Raw genomic sequence first — 18,498 nt, forward strand, 5'->3', positions numbered from 1 at the left:
CTTTATGATCCCGAAAAAAGTAAATGGTCCGAAAGAAGCACTGGAAGGGGTTAAAGATGGAATGAACTTGATGCTCGGAGGATTTGGTTTATGTGGTATTCCTGAAAACGCCATAGCTGAATTAGTGAAACTGGGCGTAAAAGACCTTACGTGTATCAGTAATAATGCCGGGGTTGATGACTTTGGTTTAGGACTGCTATTGCAAAAGCGCCAGGTTAAAAAGATGATCTCTTCCTATGTTGGAGAGAATGATGAATTTGAAAGGCAAATGCTCAGTGGAGAGCTTGAAGTTGAATTAACTCCACAGGGAACTCTCGCAGAAAAATGCAGGGCTGCACAGGCGGGTTTTCCTGCCGTTTACACTCCGGCAGGATTTGGAACAGAAGTGGCGCATGGGAAAGAAACCAGAGATTTTGGGGGTAAAATGTATGTATTGGAATACGCTTATGAAGCCGATTTCGCCTTTGTAAAGGCATGGAAGGGCGATGAAGCCGGAAACTTAATATTCAAAGGTACTGCCAGGAATTTTAATCCATGTATGTGTGGTGCCGCTAAAATTACTGTAGCTGAGGTGGAAGAACTCCTGCCCGCCGGCGCTCTTGATCCCAATGAGATCCATATTCCCGGAATATTTGTGCAGAGAATATTCCAGGGTGAAAAGTACGAAAAGAGAATAGAACAGAGAACCGTTAGATCACGAAGCTGATGCTTGACAAAAATGGAATAGCGAAAAGAATTGCCCGGGAAGTAAAAGACGGCTACTACGTTAATCTTGGAATCGGAATCCCTACCCTGGTAGCTAATTTTGTCAGGAGCGATATTAATGTAGAATTCCAAAGTGAAAATGGGGTATTGGGTATGGGTCCTTTTCCCTTCGAAGGGGAAGAGGACGCTGATATTATCAACGCCGGAAAACAGACTATTACAACCCTGCCTGGCGCCTCTTTTTTCGATTCTGCACTGAGTTTTGGTATGATACGGGGGAAACATGTTGACCTTACCATCCTCGGAGCTATGGAAGTAGCTGAAAACGGGGATATAGCCAATTGGAAGATTCCAGGTAAAATGGTTAAGGGAATGGGAGGGGCCATGGATCTGGTGGCTTCCGCGGAAAACATAATCGTGGCCATGATGCATACAAATAAGGCAGGAGAGTCGAAACTGCTTAAACGTTGTACACTTCCCTTGACAGGCGTAGGTTGTGTTAAAAAAATAGTGACGAATCTGGCCGTAATTGAAGTAATTCCCGATGGGTTTCAATTATTGGAAAGGGCTCCGGGAGTATCTGTGGAAGAAATTCAGAGGGCAACTGAGGGCAAACTACTTATCACAGGCGATATACCCGAAATGGCAGTATAAACCTTCAGTTTTCTCAGCTTACACAACTTTTATATCAAGTTTAACAACAATTATTACCCATTTTATGCGTTCTAATATTACTTTAGAAGCCTTTGGAAATGAAAGTCCCCAAACCTAATCGTAAACCTAAAAATCTATGGACACTCAAACAAATCAGGCTCCCTCTGACGAGAGGACTCAGGCCTACAGAAATGACTTCTACCATGGTATTTTACAGTTAGCAAAAAAGCTTTTTATGTTATAATACCTGATTAGAGGAATAAGAAAGGAGTAATACCGAAGGTGTTACTCCTTTTTTTATTAGTTTTCATGTCCTTACCATCAGATATGGAAATCCTTTTTAAACCTTGTTCTGATTCTGATTTGGATGATCTGTTCTGGATCTCCAGAGTGACTTTTCAAATTGCCTTTGAGGCACAAAATAATCCTGAAGATTTTGCGCACTACATTAATACAGCCCTTTCAAAAAAGACTCTGGCAACGGAGTTATCCAATCCGGAATGTAGATTCTATTTTGTCTATGTAAAGAATACTCTGGCAGGATTTTTTAAGCTCAATGACGGAAAAGCTCAAACAGATATTTTCGATAACAAGGCCCTGGAACTGGAACGCATCTACGTTTTAGAGGATTACCAAAACCTTGGAATAGGTAGAATGATTATTGAAGAAGCCCTGAAGATAGCTGGTGATGCCGGAAAAACATACATTTGGCTTGGGGTTTGGGAAGAGAACAACAAGGCCATCAAATTCTATGAGGACAACGGGTTTGTCAAATTCGGTAGGCACCCCTATTACATTGGCCAAGACAAACAGATGGATTGGTTAATGAAATTAGAATTGTCTACCTTGTAATTAAGATCATCATCTTATGAAAAAATTATTCTGTTCCTGCTTGCTAATTGTCCTTTTCACCTCCCTATCCGCCCAGCAAAGTACATACTTTCCCGAAAGAAACGCCACATGGGAAGTTAAATCCCCTAAAGATTTTAAATTCGATGATAATTCCCTTCAACAGGCTGTACAGTTTGCCAAGGAAAATGAATATTCCGGATCAAGGGATCTGCGTATCGCAATCTTAAAAGGATTTGAAAGGGAACCGTTTCACGAGATCTTGGGACCGACAAAAAAAAGAGGGGGACCGGCTGGAATGATACTTAAGAGTGGCTATTTGGTAGCTTCCTGGGGTGATGTGAAAAGAGTAGATATGACTTTTAGTGTTACTAAGAGTTTTTTGTCAACCGTTGCGGGTCTGGCCCTTGATTACGGTCTTATTAAGGATGTCTCCGATAAAGTATCCCAATACGTCTGGGACGGATCTTTCGACGGGGAACACAATTCAAAAATTAATTGGGAGCATCTGCTACAGCAAAATTCGGACTGGTCCGGGACCTTATGGGGTGGAAAGGATTGGGCAGACAGACCTCCACGAGAAGGAGGACTTGATGATTGGAAGTTCAGAAAACTCAATGAACCGGGCACGGTGATGGAGTATAACGATGTCCGTGTAAACCTTCTAGCATACAGTCTTACCCAGGTATGGAGAAAATCCTTGCCGGCTGTGCTCAAAGAAAACCTTATGGATAAAATTGGAGCCAGCACAACCTGGAGGTGGTTTGGCTATGAAAATGCCTGGACAGTGATCGATGGAGTTGAGGTAAAATCTGTGACAGGAGGAGGGCATTCCGGTGGAGGGATCTTTATCAATACTGAAGATATGGCTCGCTTCGGTTTGTTGTTTCTCAATGATGGGAAATGGAAGGGGAAAGAACTTATAAGTAAATCATGGATCAGCAAGGCAACCACCCCATCTAAACCCAATCCAAATTACGGGTATCTCTGGTGGCTAAATACAGAAGGGGACGACATATGGAAGGCTGGTCCGATTCTTTGTTCTACGCAGCCGGATTCGGGGGTAATTTTATTATTGTAGACCAAGAACACGATTTGGTGGTGGTAACCAGATGGCTGGAACCTGGCAAATTGGATGAGTTTATGTCTTTACTGGCAAAAGCTTTGTAACTAGATCTTGATTATAATCTCTGCCGCTTTCAGCAACGTCTCATCCGTTTTAGCAAAACAGAAACGCAATTGTTTCTGATCGAGCTGGTCTACATTAAATACGGATATAGGGATACTTGCAATACCTTTTTCACGAATCAGTCGCTTGGCGAATAAGACGTCCTTTTCGTCAGAAATCGCTGAATAATTAACCAATTGGAAATATGTTCCCTTAGCCGGGGTAAAAGAAAACCTGGACGGCGAAATGGCTTTAATAAAAAGGTCTCTTTTCTGCTGTAGAAATGAGGAGAGTTGAAGATAATTCGATTCTTCAGAAAGATAGCTTGCCAGGGCTTTCTGAATCGGATGATTAATCGCGTAGACATTGTATTCATGCACTTTACGAAACTCTTTCATCAAGGATTCAGGTGCGGCGCAATAGCCCATTTTCCAGCCGGTAACATGGAAGGTTTTTCCAAAAGAGGCCATCACAAAACTTCGCTCTGAAAGCCCCGGATATTTAGATACGCTTTCGTGCTTTTCCTCATCAAATACCATGTGCTCATAGACTTCATCACTGAGGACCATGATATTGGTATCCCTGAGAATGGATTCGAGTTCCGTCATATCTTCAGCTGACAGAATTGAGCCTGTAGGGTTGTGAGGCGTATTGATGATCACTAGACGCGTTTTTGAGGATACGGCGGCCCTGAACTCATCCCAGTCAATTTTGAAATCAATACCTTTCATCTGTACAAAGACAGGAACACCACCGTTTATAGCGATGGCAGGTTCATAACAATCGTATGCAGGTTTTAATACAATTACTTCATCTCCTTCGTGCACCACAGCTGTGATGGCTGTATAAATCCCTTGAGTTGCACCCGCAACCATTGTGAGTTCTTTATCGGGATGATACTGCTTTCCGTAAAGGCTGGATATTTTGTTACTAATTACTTCCCTCAGGGAATAAATCCCTTCCATGGGAGCGTATTGGTTATATCCTTCCCTCATGGCCTTCTCTACAAGATCGATCAGTTTGGGATCGACAGGAAAATTCGGAAACCCTTGCGACAAGTTAAGGGCCCGTTGTTCCCTGGCCAATTTACCGATGGTGGTAAAAATGGACGGAACAGCTTCTGGGAGTTTAGAGTATGGAATTTGGGTCAAAGGTTCATTTTTATCAGACTTATAAATGTAGTAAAAGTGTATGGCTTAAAACAAAAAAACCCCGACTTCAAGAAGTACGGGGTTTGTATTTCAGCAAATAACAATTATCCTTTGATAGAAGCACTTAGATATTCGCGGTTCATCCTGGCGATATTTTCAAGAGAGATCCCTTTCGGACATTCCACTTCACATGCGCCGGTATTTGTGCAATTCCCAAACCCTTCCAGGTCCATTTGTCTTACCATATTCATAACCCTGTCTGTCGCCTCAACCCTGCCTTGAGGGAGAAGAGCAAACTGAGATACTTTTGCTGAGGTGAAGAGCATGGCACTTGCATTTTTACAGGCAGCCACGCAGGCACCACAACCTATACAGGTAGCAGCATAAAACGAATCGTCGGCATTTTCTTTTTCTATAGGAATAGCATTTGCATCTACGGTATTTCCTGAGGTATTGACGGAAATATACCCTCCGGCCTGCTGAATACGGTCAAAGGCAGATCGGTCTACGATGAGGTCCTTGATCACCGGGAAAGCCTTCGCACGGAAAGGTTCAATGGTAATGGAATCCCCATCCTTAAAACTCCTCATATGCAATTGACATGCGGTAATAAGGGTATCCGGCCCATGAGGACGTCCGTTGATTTGGAGAGAACAGGTTCCGCATATTCCCTCACGACAATCGTGATCAAACTCTACAGGTTCCTCGCCCTTGCTGATCAGTTCTTCATTGAGAACATCGAGCATTTCTAAAAAGGACATGTCCCCTTCTATCCCGTCCATAGTGTATTTGACCATTTGGCCCTTGGAGGTGGCATCTTTCTGACGCCATATCTTCAAATATATTTTCATAGCATTTTATTTGTAAGAACGTGTCTTTAATTCAATGAATTCATATGCCAGTTCTTCTTTGTGAAGCTTGGCATCCTTAGGCTCACCCTTGTATTCCCAGGCAGCTACATATTTGTAATTTTCATCGTCTCGCAAGGCTTCACCTTCCGGAGTTTGATATTCTTCCCGGAAATGTCCGCCACAAGATTCATTGCGTTCGAGGGCATCTTTCGCAAATAATTCTCCGATCTCCAGAAAATCTGCTACTCGACCTGCTTTTTCCAATTCTTGATTTTTTGAATTGGCCGTTCCGGGAACTTTGACATTCTCCCAGAAATCCTTCCGCAATGCTGAGATCTCTGAAATAGCTTGTTTAAGATCTTTTTCATTTCGGCTCATCCCGCATTTATCCCACATTATCTTACCTAGTTTTTTGTGGTAATAATCGACAGAGTGAAGGCCTTTTCCAGACATCAATTTTTCCAATCTTTCTTTGACCGCTTTCTCCGCTTCATCAAACTCAGCACGCTCAGTGGAAATCTTTCCTGTTCTGATATCATTAGACAGGTAGTCTCCTATTGTATAGGGAAGAACAAAGTATCCATCAGCCAAACCTTGCATTAAAGCTGAAGCTCCAAGTCTGTTTGCACCGTGATCACTGAAATTACTTTCTCCTACAGAATAACATCCCGGTATGGTAGTCTGGAGGTTGTAGTCTACCCATAAGCCTCCCATTGTATAATGCACAGCAGGGTAGATCATCATCGGGGTTTTATAAGGATTTTGGTCTACGATCTTTTCGTACATCTGGAACAAGTTTCCGTACTTAGATTCAATGATCTCTTCCCCTAAACGGCGAACCGTATCGGCATCAGGATCTTTTAGACCAGAAGTATATGCTTTTTCAGTACCGTACCTCGTAATCGCTGCAGAAAAGTCGAGATACACTGCCTCTCCTGTCTTGTTCACTCCGTAACCGGCATCGCAACGTTCTTTGGCAGCGCGGGAAGCAACATCCCTTGGAACCAGATTTCCAAAGGCTGGATATCTTCTTTCCAAATAGTAATCCCGGTCTTCTTCTTTTAATTCTGTCGGCTTTAATTTGCCTTCCCTTATCGCTTTTGCGTCATCCAAATTTTTAGGCACCCAGATTCGACCATCATTTCTCAAGGATTCTGACATCAGCGTAAGCTTAGACTGGTGATCTCCGGAAACGGGAATACATGTAGGGTGGATCTGAGTAAAGCAGGGATTGGCAAAAAAGGCACCTCTGCGGTGCGTTCGCCAGGCAGCCATAACGTTGGCCCCCATACAATAAGTAGAGAGGAAAAAGAGGTTGCCATAACCTCCTGAGGCAATGACCACAGCATGGGCAGAATGCCTTTCTATTTCCCCTGTGACCAGGTTCCTGGCAATAATTCCTCTGGCTTTGCCGTCAATTAAAACCAGGTCTAGCATTTCATGTCGGGTAAAAGAACGAATCTTTCCTCGCTGAATCTGTCTGTTCATGGCCGCATAAGCCCCTAAAAGCAATTGTTGTCCGGTTTGTCCTTTGGCATAAAAAGTCCTGGAAACCAGCACACCTCCAAATGAGCGGTTGTCAAGCAAGCCACCGTATTCTCTGGCAAAGGGAACCCCCTGAGCCACACATTGGTCGATAATATTGGTTGAAACTTCAGCCAATCTGTAAACGTTGGCCTCCCTTGATCTGTAGTCTCCTCCTTTTATGGTATCGTAGAAAAGACGATAATCACTGTCACCATCACCCTGGTAATTCTTAGAGGCATTTATTCCACCCTGAGCAGCAATGGAATGAGCTCTCCTGGGAGAATCCTGATAACAGAATGTTTTTACATTGTATCCCAATTCGGCCAGGGTCGCTGCTGCCGATCCACCAGCCAAACCAGTACCGACAACGATCACGTCAATATTCCGTTTATTCGCGGGATTGACGAGATCAATACTATTTTTATGATTGGTCCATTTTTCGGCCAGAGGGCCTTTTGGAACTTTAGAATCTAATATGCCCATATTTTAGTGCGTTATAGGATTTAAATGGTGATAAAGAGCAATAAAAGCAAATCCAAGGGGAATCACTACTGCATAGATTTTGGTAAAAGCTTTAATGGAAGTCGTGTATTTGTTGTTGACACCCATGGTCTGGAATGAAGAGGCAAAGCCGTGCCAAAGATGAAGAGAAAGCAGTACAAAAGAGAGAATATACAAGGCTGTCCTCCAGAAAGGAGCAAATTTTTCAACCGTCTCCGCATAGTACCTCGTCGGATCTTCAGGATTAACCTCAACGTATTTGTAAGCCATTTCATGAATCCAGAAATCGTAAAAATGTAAGCCGAGGAATGCAAGCACAACTGCCCCGGAGATAATCATATTACGCGACACCCAGGGAGCATTAGCGCTTCCTTTGTACTGTACGTAGTTAACACCTCGCGCTCTGTTATTCTGGATCTCGAGGACAAAGCCCATCACAAAGTGAATGACTACTCCTGCAATAAGAATGGGTTGCATGAGAAACTGCACTATCGGATTATACCCCATAAAATGAGAAAATTCATTAAAAGTCTCTGGGGAGATAACAGACGTAAAGTTGATTGTAAAGTGCAGGGCAAGGAATAAAACCAAAAAAATACCAGAAAGTGCCATAACAATTTTTCTGGCTATGGAAGACTTGATGAGTTTACTCATTATGTTAGTGAATTTGAATGACAAATTTACGGCAGAAGCCCCTGAATTACAAACTTCACAGACAATACTTCTAGCCCGGATAACGAATTTTGTCAATTCAAAAACCAGTGTTGAAGAATGAGGGTCAAAAGAACTGCTTATCGGGTATTTTATTTAAACAAAATTCTTGTCTGCCTCAGGAATTTACTCCAAAATAATGGATCGCTTTTCTTCCTTGCCATTTCCTTCGATAACCAACTCATAAGTGCCTTTGGGTAAATATGTTTTTCCGTCATCAGCAGTCTTTAACTCCACTTTGTACTTCTTGAGATAGTCCGATTTGCCCTGCTTGGAAAAAGCAACATCATAGGAAAGTATGTTGAAGCCCTTGTCTGCTTCCAGATCAAATGTGCTTACCTCGATCTTGTCCTGAGTTAAAATCTTAGCTGAAAACGCACCCTTCTTTTTCGTGTAAAAAGCAATATCAATACCCGGTGTGTTAGGTTCCGACCAGGAGCTCCTGCTATTCCCCCAACCCAATGAATGTTTTATTTCGGGGATATCAAAGACCACTAAATCTTGAGACAACCTATTCGGATCCATCTGCTGCAGAATGGCAATATCTGCCTTATAGATACTCCTGCCATGGGTGCCGACGACCAGGTGTTTTGCTTCCGGCTGAATCACGAGGTCATGTACTGCTACATTGGGAATTCCATTCTGAAATAGTTCCCAATGCTGCCCCTGATCTAAGGATACATAAAGGCCGTTATCCGTTCCCGCAAACAGTAGCTGATCGTTGACTGTATCTTCCAGGATCACGTTAACCGGAGAAGCCGGCAGATTAGAAGTGATGCTCTGCCATGTTTTACCGTAATCATCACTCTTGTAAATAAAGGGTTCAAAATTATCCCAACGATAAGCATTTAAACTGGCGTAAACTCTTTCCTTCCTGTGTTTAGAAGCAGCCACCCTGCTTACCCAAAGATCCTGCGGCAGGGAGTTGGAAATTACGTTCCAGCTGCCACCACCATTTGAGCTCATATGAATCAAGCCATCATCACTTCCTGTGTACAGCAAGCCAAATTTGAAAGGTGATTCTGAGATGGTCGTCAAGGTGCCATAGGCTACATTCCCTTTCTTCCCACCCTGGGTTAAATCATCAGAGATTGCCTCCCAATCGTCACCCTGATTCAGAGAACGATGCAGTTTGTTGCCTCCGAGATAGAGGATGTCCTGGTTGTGTGGAGAAAGAAGTATGGGCGTTTGCCAATTAAACCGATAGGGTTTTTCTCCCAGTTCGTGTTTAGGCTGTATTTTGGTTCTTTTTTTATTGTCAAGGTCGAGGCGGTAATAATTTCCAAATTGAAATCCTGTGTAAACCACACTGGAATTCCGATTGTCTATTTGTATCTGCATTCCGTCTCCTCCCATTATGGAAGTCCAGGGATAGTGGCCCGTCTGATGCCATCTGCTGCTTTCCTTGGCATTGTGAGGTCCTTTCCAAACCCCGTTGTCCTGGAGGCCACCATAAACATTGTAAGGCTTTTCATGATCGATGTTAATCGCGTAAAATTGACCTACTTCCGGACTGTTATTTTTGATCCAGTGAGCTCCGTCATCGTAAGAAATATTCACCCCGCCATCATTTCCATTGATCAGATGACCAGGCCTTACGGGATTGATCCAAAGGGCGTGATGGTCTGCATGCACATTATCCCCATCTACCGCTTTATAGGTATTTCCCCTGTCTGAAGAGGCAATTAAAGGTACCCCGGCCAGATAAATTTTATCCGGATTATTCCGGTCTACTCTGATCTGGGCAAAGTAATAACCATAACTGTAAAAAAGATCGTCAATATAGTCTTCGTTTTGTTTTGTCCAGCTGATACCCCCGTCATCACTTCGATAAACTTCGGCCCCAATAACAGGGGTGTCGAAGAGTAATGAATTAGCATCTTCTAGATAGGCGGCAAGGTCTTTTGGTTGTACAGCTCCGTCTTTAACCATGGCTTTGACGTTCTCAGCCTTGTATTTTTCCTGGAAGTCATTATCCTTGAGAAAATCATCAAGTAGAGAATTGTTCAGTTTTAGGAAGGCCTCAACTGACATGGTTTTAAAATCATCTTTTGTTAAGCCTTCTTCGCTTGTGTCATCTCTGTCAGATTCAGGACGCCTGTACTGATTGTCGTGTACTGCGTATACGATGTCGTCATTAAAGACAGCCAGGCCAATGCGCCCAACGCCATCGCCAGTGGGGAAACCACTATTCGGTTTGGAGATCAAGGTCCAGCGATCCCCTCCATCCGAACTTTTGTAGATCCCCGAACCTGCACCATTACCGGTAAAATTCCAGGCTTTGCGATCTTTGTCCCAGGCTGCTGCGTATTGAATATTAAAATTGTTTGGGGAGACAGCAAGGTCAATAATTCCTGTTTCTGAGTTGATAAATAGTGTTTTTTTCCAGGATTTACCGCCATTTGTAGTCTTGAAAACACCTCGTTCCTCATTTGGGGAATACAGGTGCCCGGTAATCCCTACGACCACTTCATCAGGGTTAGCCGGATTGATGTGTATTCTTCCGATGTGATGTGAATCGGGCAATCCCATATGTTCCCAGCTCTTACCCTTATCTGATGATTTCAACAAGCCTATTCCTGCATAGGAAGAACGCGAACTGTTGTTTTCTCCTGTGCCCGCCCAAATCACTCCGGTTTTCCAATCAACGGCAATATCACCAAGATTTTGGGTAGTGCTTTGATCCATAATCGGAGTAAAGGAGGTGCCATTATTGGAAGTGTGCCATAAGCCTCCAGAAGCATAAGCCACATAGAATTCAGAAGGATCGTCAGGATTTACATCCAGATCTACCACCCTTCCACTCATTACTGTCGGGCCAATATTCTCAAATGGAATATTTTTTACCAGGGAAGTAGAAGCCATTTTCTCCTTCTCTGCAAGGCCGTCCATAATTTTGGAAGCTTTGGTAACTTCCGGTTGAGCGGACAAAGAAATAGATATCAGACTGAGAAAAAAGGAAAGAGTAAATTTCATGCGAGTATAAAGATTTTTTTGGAAGGTATGAATTTGGCAGAGTTATGACAAGCAGCCTTCAAAAGATATGCAGTTAAATAGTTACTTTTGAAAAAAGTCAAACTACGGATGAAATACGAGCCAATAGATGCTTCACTTTTTGTAGCGAATCGAAATAAATTTATGTCGAGAATGAAACCCAAAAGTGTTGCGGTTTTCAATTCTAATGACGTTTACCCAATTAGCGCAGATAGTACAATGCCCTTTCAACAGCATAGGGACATCTTTTACCTCAGTGGAGTAGATCAGGAAGAATCCATTTTATTGCTTTTCCCGGATGCGTTAAAGGAGGAAAACAGGGAAATTCTGTTTGTTCGGGAAACTAATGACCATATCGCAGTCTGGGAAGGAGAAAAACTCTCCAAAGAGCAGGGGACGAAAGTATCAGGAATAAAAAATGTACAATGGCTGAGTGATTTCGAAAAAGTATTTTTCGAACAGATGACAGAAGCTGATACCATCTATTTTAATACCAATGAACACTACAGGCAGGCTGTTGAAACTCAGACACGAGAAGATCGATTTATCATCAGTTGTAAGGAGAAATTTCCGGCTCACGCTGTAGCAAAGAGCAATCCCATATTACAGGAAATCAGAGGGATAAAAGAGCCTCAGGAGATAGCCCTTATGCAAATGGCCTGTGAAATTACCGAAAAGGGATTCAGAAGGATACTTCAATTCACTAGCCCCGGGGTTTGGGAATACGAACTGGAGGCCGAATTCCTGCACGAGTTTATCAGAAATCGCTCCAAAGGGTTTGCCTATACCCCAATAATTGCCTCGGGAAATAATGCCAACGTGCTGCATTACGTAGTTAACAACCAGCAATGCAAGGCGGGGGATCTGATCTTACTCGATGTAGGGGCAGAGTACGCCAATTATTCGAGTGATATGACCCGCACCATTCCGGTAAGTGGAAAATTCAACAAAAGGCAGCGCGCTGTATACGATGCTGTTCTGAGGGTAAAGAACGAGGCTACAAAAATGCTGGTGCCCGGAACCATGTGGGCAGAATACCACGAAGAAGTAGGAAAGATCATGACTTCAGAATTACTTGGACTCGGACTTTTAGACAAGGCCGATGTGAAAAACGAAAACAAGGACTGGCCTGCGTACAAAAAGTACTTTATGCACGGCACAAGTCATCATATTGGACTTGATACCCATGACTACGGACCTTTAAAATCTCCGATGAAGGCAAATATGGTCTTTACGGTAGAACCCGGAATCTATATCCCCGACGAAGGTTTTGGAATAAGGCTGGAAGACGATGTGGTCATTCAGGAAAAAGGAGAACCGTTGAATTTGATGAAGAACATTCCTATTGAAGCAGAGGAGATTGAAAGCCTGATGCGGGATTCTCAATAGGAGACGAACCTATTTTAACTATTTGGTCTTTTTGGATCTCAAGATTCTGTACAAATTAGCAGCCAGCAATGTGATACAGGATGGGACAAGCCACCCAAGTTGAGCAGAGCTGAAGGGGATGAAATTATTGAATGAACTAAGATCGTATCCAAGTGCAAGACTTCCGAGGAAATCCGGGATACTAAACAGGATAGTAATTCCCACAACACTTCTGAACACCAACTTAGATGTCCATTTTTCTGGAAGTACGTTGAGCACAATCAGCACTATGGTGATAGGATAAATAAACATAAGGGCAGGGAGGGCAACGTCAATGATATAGCCCACTTCCATCTGACCCATAAGAACCCCAAGTATGGAACCGATAATTACAGTGATTACGTATGCTTTCTGAGAATTGGCAAATCTCGACTTTACGAAATCGCCTGTACCCGTTACCACCCCCACGGCTGTTGTAAAACAGGCAAGAGCTACAAGAACTGCAAAAATCCCTTTTCCGGTATTGCCCAGAGCATAAAAACTGATTTGCTGTAGCAAGTCTGTTCTGCTAATCTCAGAATCAAAGGAAGAATGCATTAGACCAGCAGATATAATCAGACCCGTATACACCAAAAACAAGGTAATGCCCGCAACCCATCCGGCATTGGCTATGAGTTTCTTTTTGTCTTCGTAGGAACCTCTGCCTTTTAGGTTGATGGATACAATAATTACTCCACCAACCACAACTGCCCCTATAGCGTCGAAGGTCTGGTAACCCTCCAGAATGGCATAACTCACCGGGTTTTTAATTGTGGAAGCTCCAAAATCAAAAGGTTCAGCGAAAATGACAATTCCGATAATTGCCAGGAGGATTAACAAGATCGCCGGAGTCATTAATTTACCAATGATATCCAGAATCTTATTCCGGTTCAATGCAAATATCAATACCAGGGCGAAGTATATAAAACTCGTTGTAATCGGTGAGATTTCAAAAAAGGTTGAGACGGCCATTTCATGTGCCACAGAAGCTGTTCTGGGCGAAGGCAGGCTGATGGAGATAGCGTAGACAACAAAGCAATAGATCAAACTGAACTTAGGGGAAACTTTAAGGGCAAAATCGAACATGGTTCCCTGCAGCTTTGCATGAGCGCGAATCCCAAGGATAGGTATAAAAACAGCGGAAAGTGCAAATCCCATCGCTACGATCCACCAATCAGATCCCGCTTTAAATCCAAGTTGAGGAGGCAGGATTAAATTTCCGGCTCCAAAGAATAATGAGAATAGAGCAAAAGCGGTAACCAGAAGCTCTCTGAGTTGGCGCATGGAACAAAATTAGATGGGAAAGATAACAGAAATTGGGGGGGAGGCAAACAGAAAAATAAGCATACTTCAAGGGGAAAAGAAGACGTTCATCGAATAATTGCGAAAAATATAGGGGCACACCCAATAAATCCTCGGAAGTAAACGTTCCTCTTAAAAGTGTTAGAAGTAACCTTTTTAATGAATGCTCAACTATAATTAATATTGCATTACATAGGTTCCCCAACCTTACCATGCGCCCTAATAACCTACTTCATGAAAAAAATATTCTGCCAAATTTTTGGACACCACTACTCTGTGTCAAAAAAAGTCACCCAGCACATTAAGGAATACAAATGCGTCCATTGCGGGAAGGAAGTCACCACTGATGTTAGCGGAAACCTTTCAACTCTTACTCCTGAATTACAGGATATCAATCAAACGCTGGAGATCATATATCAGAAAAGACATGCAGGCGAACAACAAGTAGCCTGAGCAACCCTTAGCCAAAGGAATTCCAACCTTGGGCTTTTAATGGGATGCTTTGTTCATTCCTGGAAATTAAGTGTGCACCCCGATCTGCTTCTGTCATATGCCCCACGACAGTAAGATTGGGGTTGCCCTTTATTTTAGGGAAGTCTTTTTGATCAATAGTGAACAGCAATTCGTAATCTTCCCCTCCACTGAGCGCTACCGTAGTGCTATCCAAATTAAACTCTTCACAGGCAGAAATAACCGTAGGATCTAAAGGGATCTTATCTTCATACAGCATACAGCCTACCTTACTGTTGGTACAGAGATGCAATATTTCAGATGATAGGCCGTCACTGATATCGATCATGGCTGTAGGTTTTACTTCCAGGTCGTTTAATAATGCAACAATATCTCTTCTGGCCTCAGGTTTTAGCTGTCTTTCTACAATATAGCTGTACGGCTCCAGGTCCGGCTGGCTATTGGGATTTACCTTGAAAACTTCCTTCTCGCGCTGTAGCACCTGAAGCCCCATATAAGCCCCGCCCAGATCACCGGTTACCACTAGTAAATCATTAGGCCTGGCTCCATTTCTATAGACTGCCTCACCCTCATCAACATGGCCTATGGCCGTTACAGAAATGTAAAGGCCCTTGTCTGAAGAAGTGGTATCGCCCCCAACAAGGTCGACTTGATATAAATCACAGGCCAATTGGATCCCGGAATAGAGTTCCTCCAAGGCTTCCAGGGGAAACCTGTTAGATACAGCAAGGGATACCGTAAGCTGTGAAGCCGTTCCATTCATGGCATAGATATCACTTAGATTCACTACTGCAGCCTTATATCCCAGGTGTTTTAAAGGCATATAGCTCAGGTCAAAATGAATGCCTTCTATGAGCTGATCGGTACTGACAAGAACATTTTTGTCTTCAAAATTCAAAACCGCGGCGTCATCCCCAATACCGAATTTGGTGGTAGATTGCTTTACGGTAAATACCTCGGTCAGGTGATTGATCAATCCAAATTCCCCGAGTTTATCTAAGGGTGTTTTATCTTTGTCTTTTCCTTCTAACATCCGGCAAAATTAAGCATGATCTCCCAGAAATTGTATCTTTACTAGGAAAATCTACTTGTCCCAGAAAACTCCGCTATGAAAAATCTGCTCTTATATCTCTTCTCGTTTCTTTTGATTTTAGGTTGCTCTAATTACGATGATCCAAATACCGATATTGATGTCATTGTACCAAATGATCCGCCTGAAGAGGAAACAGAGATTACAGAAGGCAATTTTTTTCCATGCGAAAATGGATTTGCCGGTGCTTACCCTTGCAGTGGATATGATCTTTTAGGACGCATCAGCCTTAATGCCATGAATGCATCTTCTGGCAATGATGTTTGGGGATGGACAGACATGACATCCGGGCGTGAGTTTGCCCTGGTAGGCTTGAATAACGGTACGGGCTTTGTAGAAATTACAGATTCGGAGAACCTCATATATTTAGGGAAACTTCCCACGGCAACTACATCCAGTACATGGCGTGATATCAAAGTCTATGGGGATTATGCTTTTGTTGGTGCTGAAGCAGCAGGACATGGAATGCAGGTATTCGATTTGCAAAATTTGCTTTCTGTTAATAATCCGCCGGTGACATTTTCTGCAGACGTGCGTTTTACGGGGTTTGGAAACTCTCATAATATCGTCATTAATGAGGATACGGGTTTTGCTTATGCCGTAGGAACTGACAGGGGTGATGCCTACAATGGGGGCGTACATTTCATCGATATACAAGATCCCATGAATCCGTTAGCTGCGGGGGATATGGCGATAACGGATACACTCACGATGCGCAAGTTGTACTTTACAATGGCCCGGATACAGACTATTCAGGGAATGAGATTTTTATAGGGGCCAATGAAAATGAAATGGTCGTGGCAGACGTAACAGACAAAATGAACCCATCTGCAATTTCATCCATACAATACGGAAATCTTGGGTATACTCACCAGGGTTGGTTTACTGAAGACCAGCGGTATTTTATTTTGGGGGATGAATTGGATGAGATCAATTTTGGATTTAATTCCAGGACACTTGTTTTTGATTTACTGGATCTGGACGCCCCGGTATTGCTGACCACATATTTGGGCAGCACTGCAGCAATAGACCATAATGGATATGTCAAAGGCAACACCTACTACCTTTCTAACTATACCGCCGGTATGCGTGTCCTTGATATTGCGGCAATCGATAGCGGCACCATCAACGAAATTGGATATTTTGATAGTTACCCTTCCAATAACAGTGCTTCATTTAATGGTGTTTGGAGCCTCTATCCCTATTTTGATAGTGGAAAAATCATTGTTAACGACATCAACTCCGGATTATTTGTCATTCAGGCTTCAAATTGAGAATCATGATTAAGCAGGGTATATATGCCTTTGTTCTTCTGGCACTTTTCAGTTGTTCCGATGACAACTCAACGGATGCTGTATTGGAAATCAACAAATTTAAGGGAGAGGTTGCCTGGATTACTTCATTCGGAGGATCAGGAGATGATACCCCACGCTCGGTGATCAGCACTTCGGATGGCGGCTACGCTATTTTTGGCTATACAAACAGTACTGACGGCGACCTTGATAGCAAGACGACCAACGTAAACGACTACTGGTTAGTTCGATTAGATGCTGATGGAATACTACTTTGGTCAAGAACTTACGGAGGAAGCAAGGATGACCGGGGACAGGCGGTAATAGAAACTTCCGATGGAGGATTTGCGATTACTGGTTACGCCATGAGCGACGATGGAGACGCCAGTAATAATGAAGGTTTTCACGATAACTGGATCTTAAAATTAGACACGCAGGGGAATGTGGAATGGGAGCAGAGCTTTGGTTTTTCAGGCCATGATCATTCCTACGACCTGGTGGAATCTGAAGGTGGCGCTTTATTCTTTACCGGTTTTCTCGACATTACCTCGGCAAGAGCCGACGGCTACACAGAGAAGTCCTATACCCTTACCCGCCACGGGGTAGGAGAATTCTGGGGAACCCAACTCAATAATGAAGGAGAACTGGAATGGCGGGAGTATTTCGGAGGGACAAACAATGACAGGGCACATGCAGTCGTCAATGCCCATGAAGGTGGATATGTGATGGCCGGATTTTCAGAAAGCGATGATTTTGATATTTCAGACCCCAATGGTTCGTACGACTTCTGGGTCGTAAAAATCGATGCGGAAGGTCAAATGGTTTGGGAACAATCCTACGGGGGTTCGGGGATTGATATTGCCCAGGATATTGCAAAAACAGAAGACGGGGGTTATATCATAACGGGCAGCACCATTAGCACAGATGGCGATGTAGCAGTATCTCATGGCGAGTCGGAAATCTGGGTGGTTAAGATTGATGCACAGGGGAATATGCTTTGGGAACGCACTTATGGAGGATCCAGTTTTGAAGCGGCAGAAAGCATACGTCCAACGGCCGATGGGGGATTTGTGATCGCCGGAAATGCTAAAAGTACAGACCAGGACCTCAGTACAAACGCAGGCGAGAACGATTTGTGGGTGCTGAAGATCGATGCTCAGGGACAATTGATCTGGGAGCAGGCTTACGGCGGCACTAATCTGGAATTTGGTTTTGACGCCCTGGAAACGGAGGATCAGGGAATTTTAGTGGTTGGAGAGAGCAACAGTACAGATCTATTCCCTCTGCTAAATAAAGGAGGCACAGACCTTGTTGTGATCAAAATAGAATAAAAGCACGCCACTTCTCTAAAAAATTCCTCTTTTTCTTTCCATTATTTGAGTCGGAAACATAGAATTCTCTGATGTTTCCATATGTTATTATAATGTTAGAATCTGTTTGAATACCCCAGTTTTAGTGTATATTTGTGAACTATTTAGAATAAGTCCAATTAAGATGATTAAAGTATCGGAAACGGCAAAAAAGAAAGTATCAAACCTGATGTCTGAGGAAGGTTTTGACGTATCCAAAGATTACGTTCGGGTAGGAGTGAAAAGCGGCGGATGCAGTGGATTGTCTTACGAACTAAAATTTGATTCGCAAATCAGTGAAAGCGACAAGGTTTTTGAAGATAACGATGTGCGAATTTTGGTAGATAAAAAAAGCTTTCTCTATTTGGTAGGTACGGTCCTGGAATATTCAGGCGGACTGAACGGAAAAGGATTTGTTTTCAACAACCCCAACGCACAGCGCACCTGTGGTTGCGGAGAGAGTTTTTCTTTATAGA

General features: G+C 43.2%; 15 protein-coding genes and 1 pseudogene. 9 read left to right on the forward strand and 7 right to left on the reverse strand.

The window, feature by feature from the left end; all coding sequences use genetic code 11:
* Positions 1 to 4 precede the first annotated feature (4 nt).
* The 4 genes from EQY75_RS13470 (at position 5) to EQY75_RS13485 (ending at position 3,289) form a co-directional block, all read left to right on the forward strand.
* On the forward strand, positions 5 to 706 hold the full coding sequence (locus EQY75_RS13470) for a CoA transferase subunit A (RefSeq protein ID WP_129606688.1): 702 nt from the start codon (positions 5 to 7) through the stop codon (positions 704 to 706).
* A complete protein-coding gene (locus EQY75_RS13475; protein ID WP_129606690.1) occupies positions 706 to 1,359 on the forward strand; it encodes a CoA transferase subunit B in 654 nt (217 codons plus the stop codon). The genes EQY75_RS13470 and EQY75_RS13475 overlap by 1 nt, the downstream gene beginning before the upstream one ends.
* 309 nt (positions 1,360 to 1,668) lie before the next feature.
* A complete protein-coding gene (locus EQY75_RS13480; protein ID WP_246019898.1) occupies positions 1,669 to 2,211 on the forward strand; it encodes a GNAT family N-acetyltransferase in 543 nt (180 codons plus the stop codon).
* A gap of 16 nt (positions 2,212 to 2,227) precedes the next feature.
* Positions 2,228 to 3,289, forward strand: a complete 1,062-nt coding sequence (locus EQY75_RS13485; protein WP_246019900.1) for a serine hydrolase domain-containing protein — start codon at positions 2,228 to 2,230, stop codon at positions 3,287 to 3,289.
* A gap of 89 nt (positions 3,290 to 3,378) precedes the next feature.
* Here the strand turns inward: EQY75_RS13485 and EQY75_RS13490 are convergent, their stop codons facing one another.
* The 5 genes from EQY75_RS13490 to EQY75_RS13510 all read right to left on the reverse strand — a co-directional run bounded on the left by EQY75_RS13490 (position 3,379) and on the right by EQY75_RS13510 (position 11,093).
* Positions 3,379 to 4,527 carry a methionine aminotransferase gene (locus tag EQY75_RS13490; RefSeq protein WP_129606692.1) on the reverse strand — a complete coding sequence of 383 codons (1,149 nt, stop codon included), beginning with the start codon at positions 4,525 to 4,527 and terminating at the stop codon, positions 3,379 to 3,381.
* Between the two features lie 104 nt (positions 4,528 to 4,631).
* On the reverse strand, positions 4,632 to 5,378 hold the full coding sequence (locus EQY75_RS13495) for a succinate dehydrogenase/fumarate reductase iron-sulfur subunit (RefSeq protein ID WP_129606694.1): 747 nt from the start codon (positions 5,376 to 5,378) through the stop codon (positions 4,632 to 4,634).
* Between the two features lie 6 nt (positions 5,379 to 5,384).
* A complete protein-coding gene (locus tag EQY75_RS13500) occupies positions 5,385 to 7,388 on the reverse strand; it encodes a fumarate reductase/succinate dehydrogenase flavoprotein subunit (protein ID WP_129606696.1) in 2,004 nt (667 codons plus the stop codon).
* 3 nt (positions 7,389 to 7,391) lie between these two features.
* On the reverse strand, positions 7,392 to 8,060 hold the full coding sequence (locus EQY75_RS13505; RefSeq protein ID WP_129606698.1) for a succinate dehydrogenase cytochrome b subunit: 669 nt from the start codon (positions 8,058 to 8,060) through the stop codon (positions 7,392 to 7,394).
* A gap of 183 nt (positions 8,061 to 8,243) precedes the next feature.
* On the reverse strand, positions 8,244 to 11,093 hold the full coding sequence (locus EQY75_RS13510; RefSeq protein WP_129606700.1) for a beta propeller repeat protein: 2,850 nt from the start codon (positions 11,091 to 11,093) through the stop codon (positions 8,244 to 8,246).
* Between the two features lie 108 nt (positions 11,094 to 11,201).
* Here EQY75_RS13510 and EQY75_RS13515 point away from each other — a divergent pair, with 108 nt between their 5' ends.
* Entirely contained in the window at positions 11,202 to 12,500 is a 1,299-nt protein-coding gene (locus tag EQY75_RS13515; protein WP_129607118.1) for an aminopeptidase P N-terminal domain-containing protein, read from the forward strand.
* An 18-nt stretch (positions 12,501 to 12,518) separates the two neighbouring features.
* Here EQY75_RS13515 and brnQ read toward each other — a convergent pair whose 3' ends face one another.
* A complete protein-coding gene (brnQ, locus tag EQY75_RS13520) occupies positions 12,519 to 13,802 on the reverse strand; it encodes a branched-chain amino acid transport system II carrier protein (RefSeq protein WP_129606703.1) in 1,284 nt (427 codons plus the stop codon).
* Between the two features lie 252 nt (positions 13,803 to 14,054).
* Between brnQ and EQY75_RS13525 the strand changes: the two genes are divergently transcribed.
* On the forward strand, positions 14,055 to 14,273 hold the full coding sequence (locus EQY75_RS13525) for a hypothetical protein (RefSeq protein WP_129606704.1): 219 nt from the start codon (positions 14,055 to 14,057) through the stop codon (positions 14,271 to 14,273).
* Positions 14,274 to 14,280: 7 nt separating this feature from the next.
* Here EQY75_RS13525 and thiL read toward each other — a convergent pair whose 3' ends face one another.
* Positions 14,281 to 15,324 (reverse strand): thiamine-phosphate kinase, encoded by a 1,044-nt coding sequence (thiL, locus tag EQY75_RS13530; protein ID WP_129606706.1) that lies wholly within the window; start codon positions 15,322 to 15,324, stop codon positions 14,281 to 14,283.
* A 75-nt stretch (positions 15,325 to 15,399) separates the two neighbouring features.
* Between thiL and EQY75_RS13535 the strand changes: the two are divergent.
* The 3 genes and pseudogenes from EQY75_RS13535 (at position 15,400) to EQY75_RS13545 (ending at position 18,497) form a co-directional block, all read left to right on the forward strand.
* Positions 15,400 to 16,655: pseudogene (locus EQY75_RS13535) on the forward strand (choice-of-anchor B family protein).
* 5 nt (positions 16,656 to 16,660) lie between these two features.
* Positions 16,661 to 18,004: a hypothetical protein gene (locus tag EQY75_RS13540; RefSeq protein ID WP_129606708.1), complete on the forward strand. Its 1,344-nt coding sequence runs from the start codon at positions 16,661 to 16,663 to the stop codon at positions 18,002 to 18,004.
* A 163-nt stretch (positions 18,005 to 18,167) separates the two neighbouring features.
* The gene (locus tag EQY75_RS13545; protein ID WP_129606710.1) at positions 18,168 to 18,497 is read left to right on the forward strand and encodes a HesB/IscA family protein; all 330 of its coding nucleotides are present in this window, start codon (positions 18,168 to 18,170) and stop codon (positions 18,495 to 18,497) included.
* Position 18,498 lies beyond the last annotated feature (1 nt).

This window comes from Muriicola soli (genome assembly GCF_004139715.1).
Classification (GTDB): Bacteria; Bacteroidota; Bacteroidia; order Flavobacteriales; family Flavobacteriaceae; genus Muriicola; species Muriicola soli.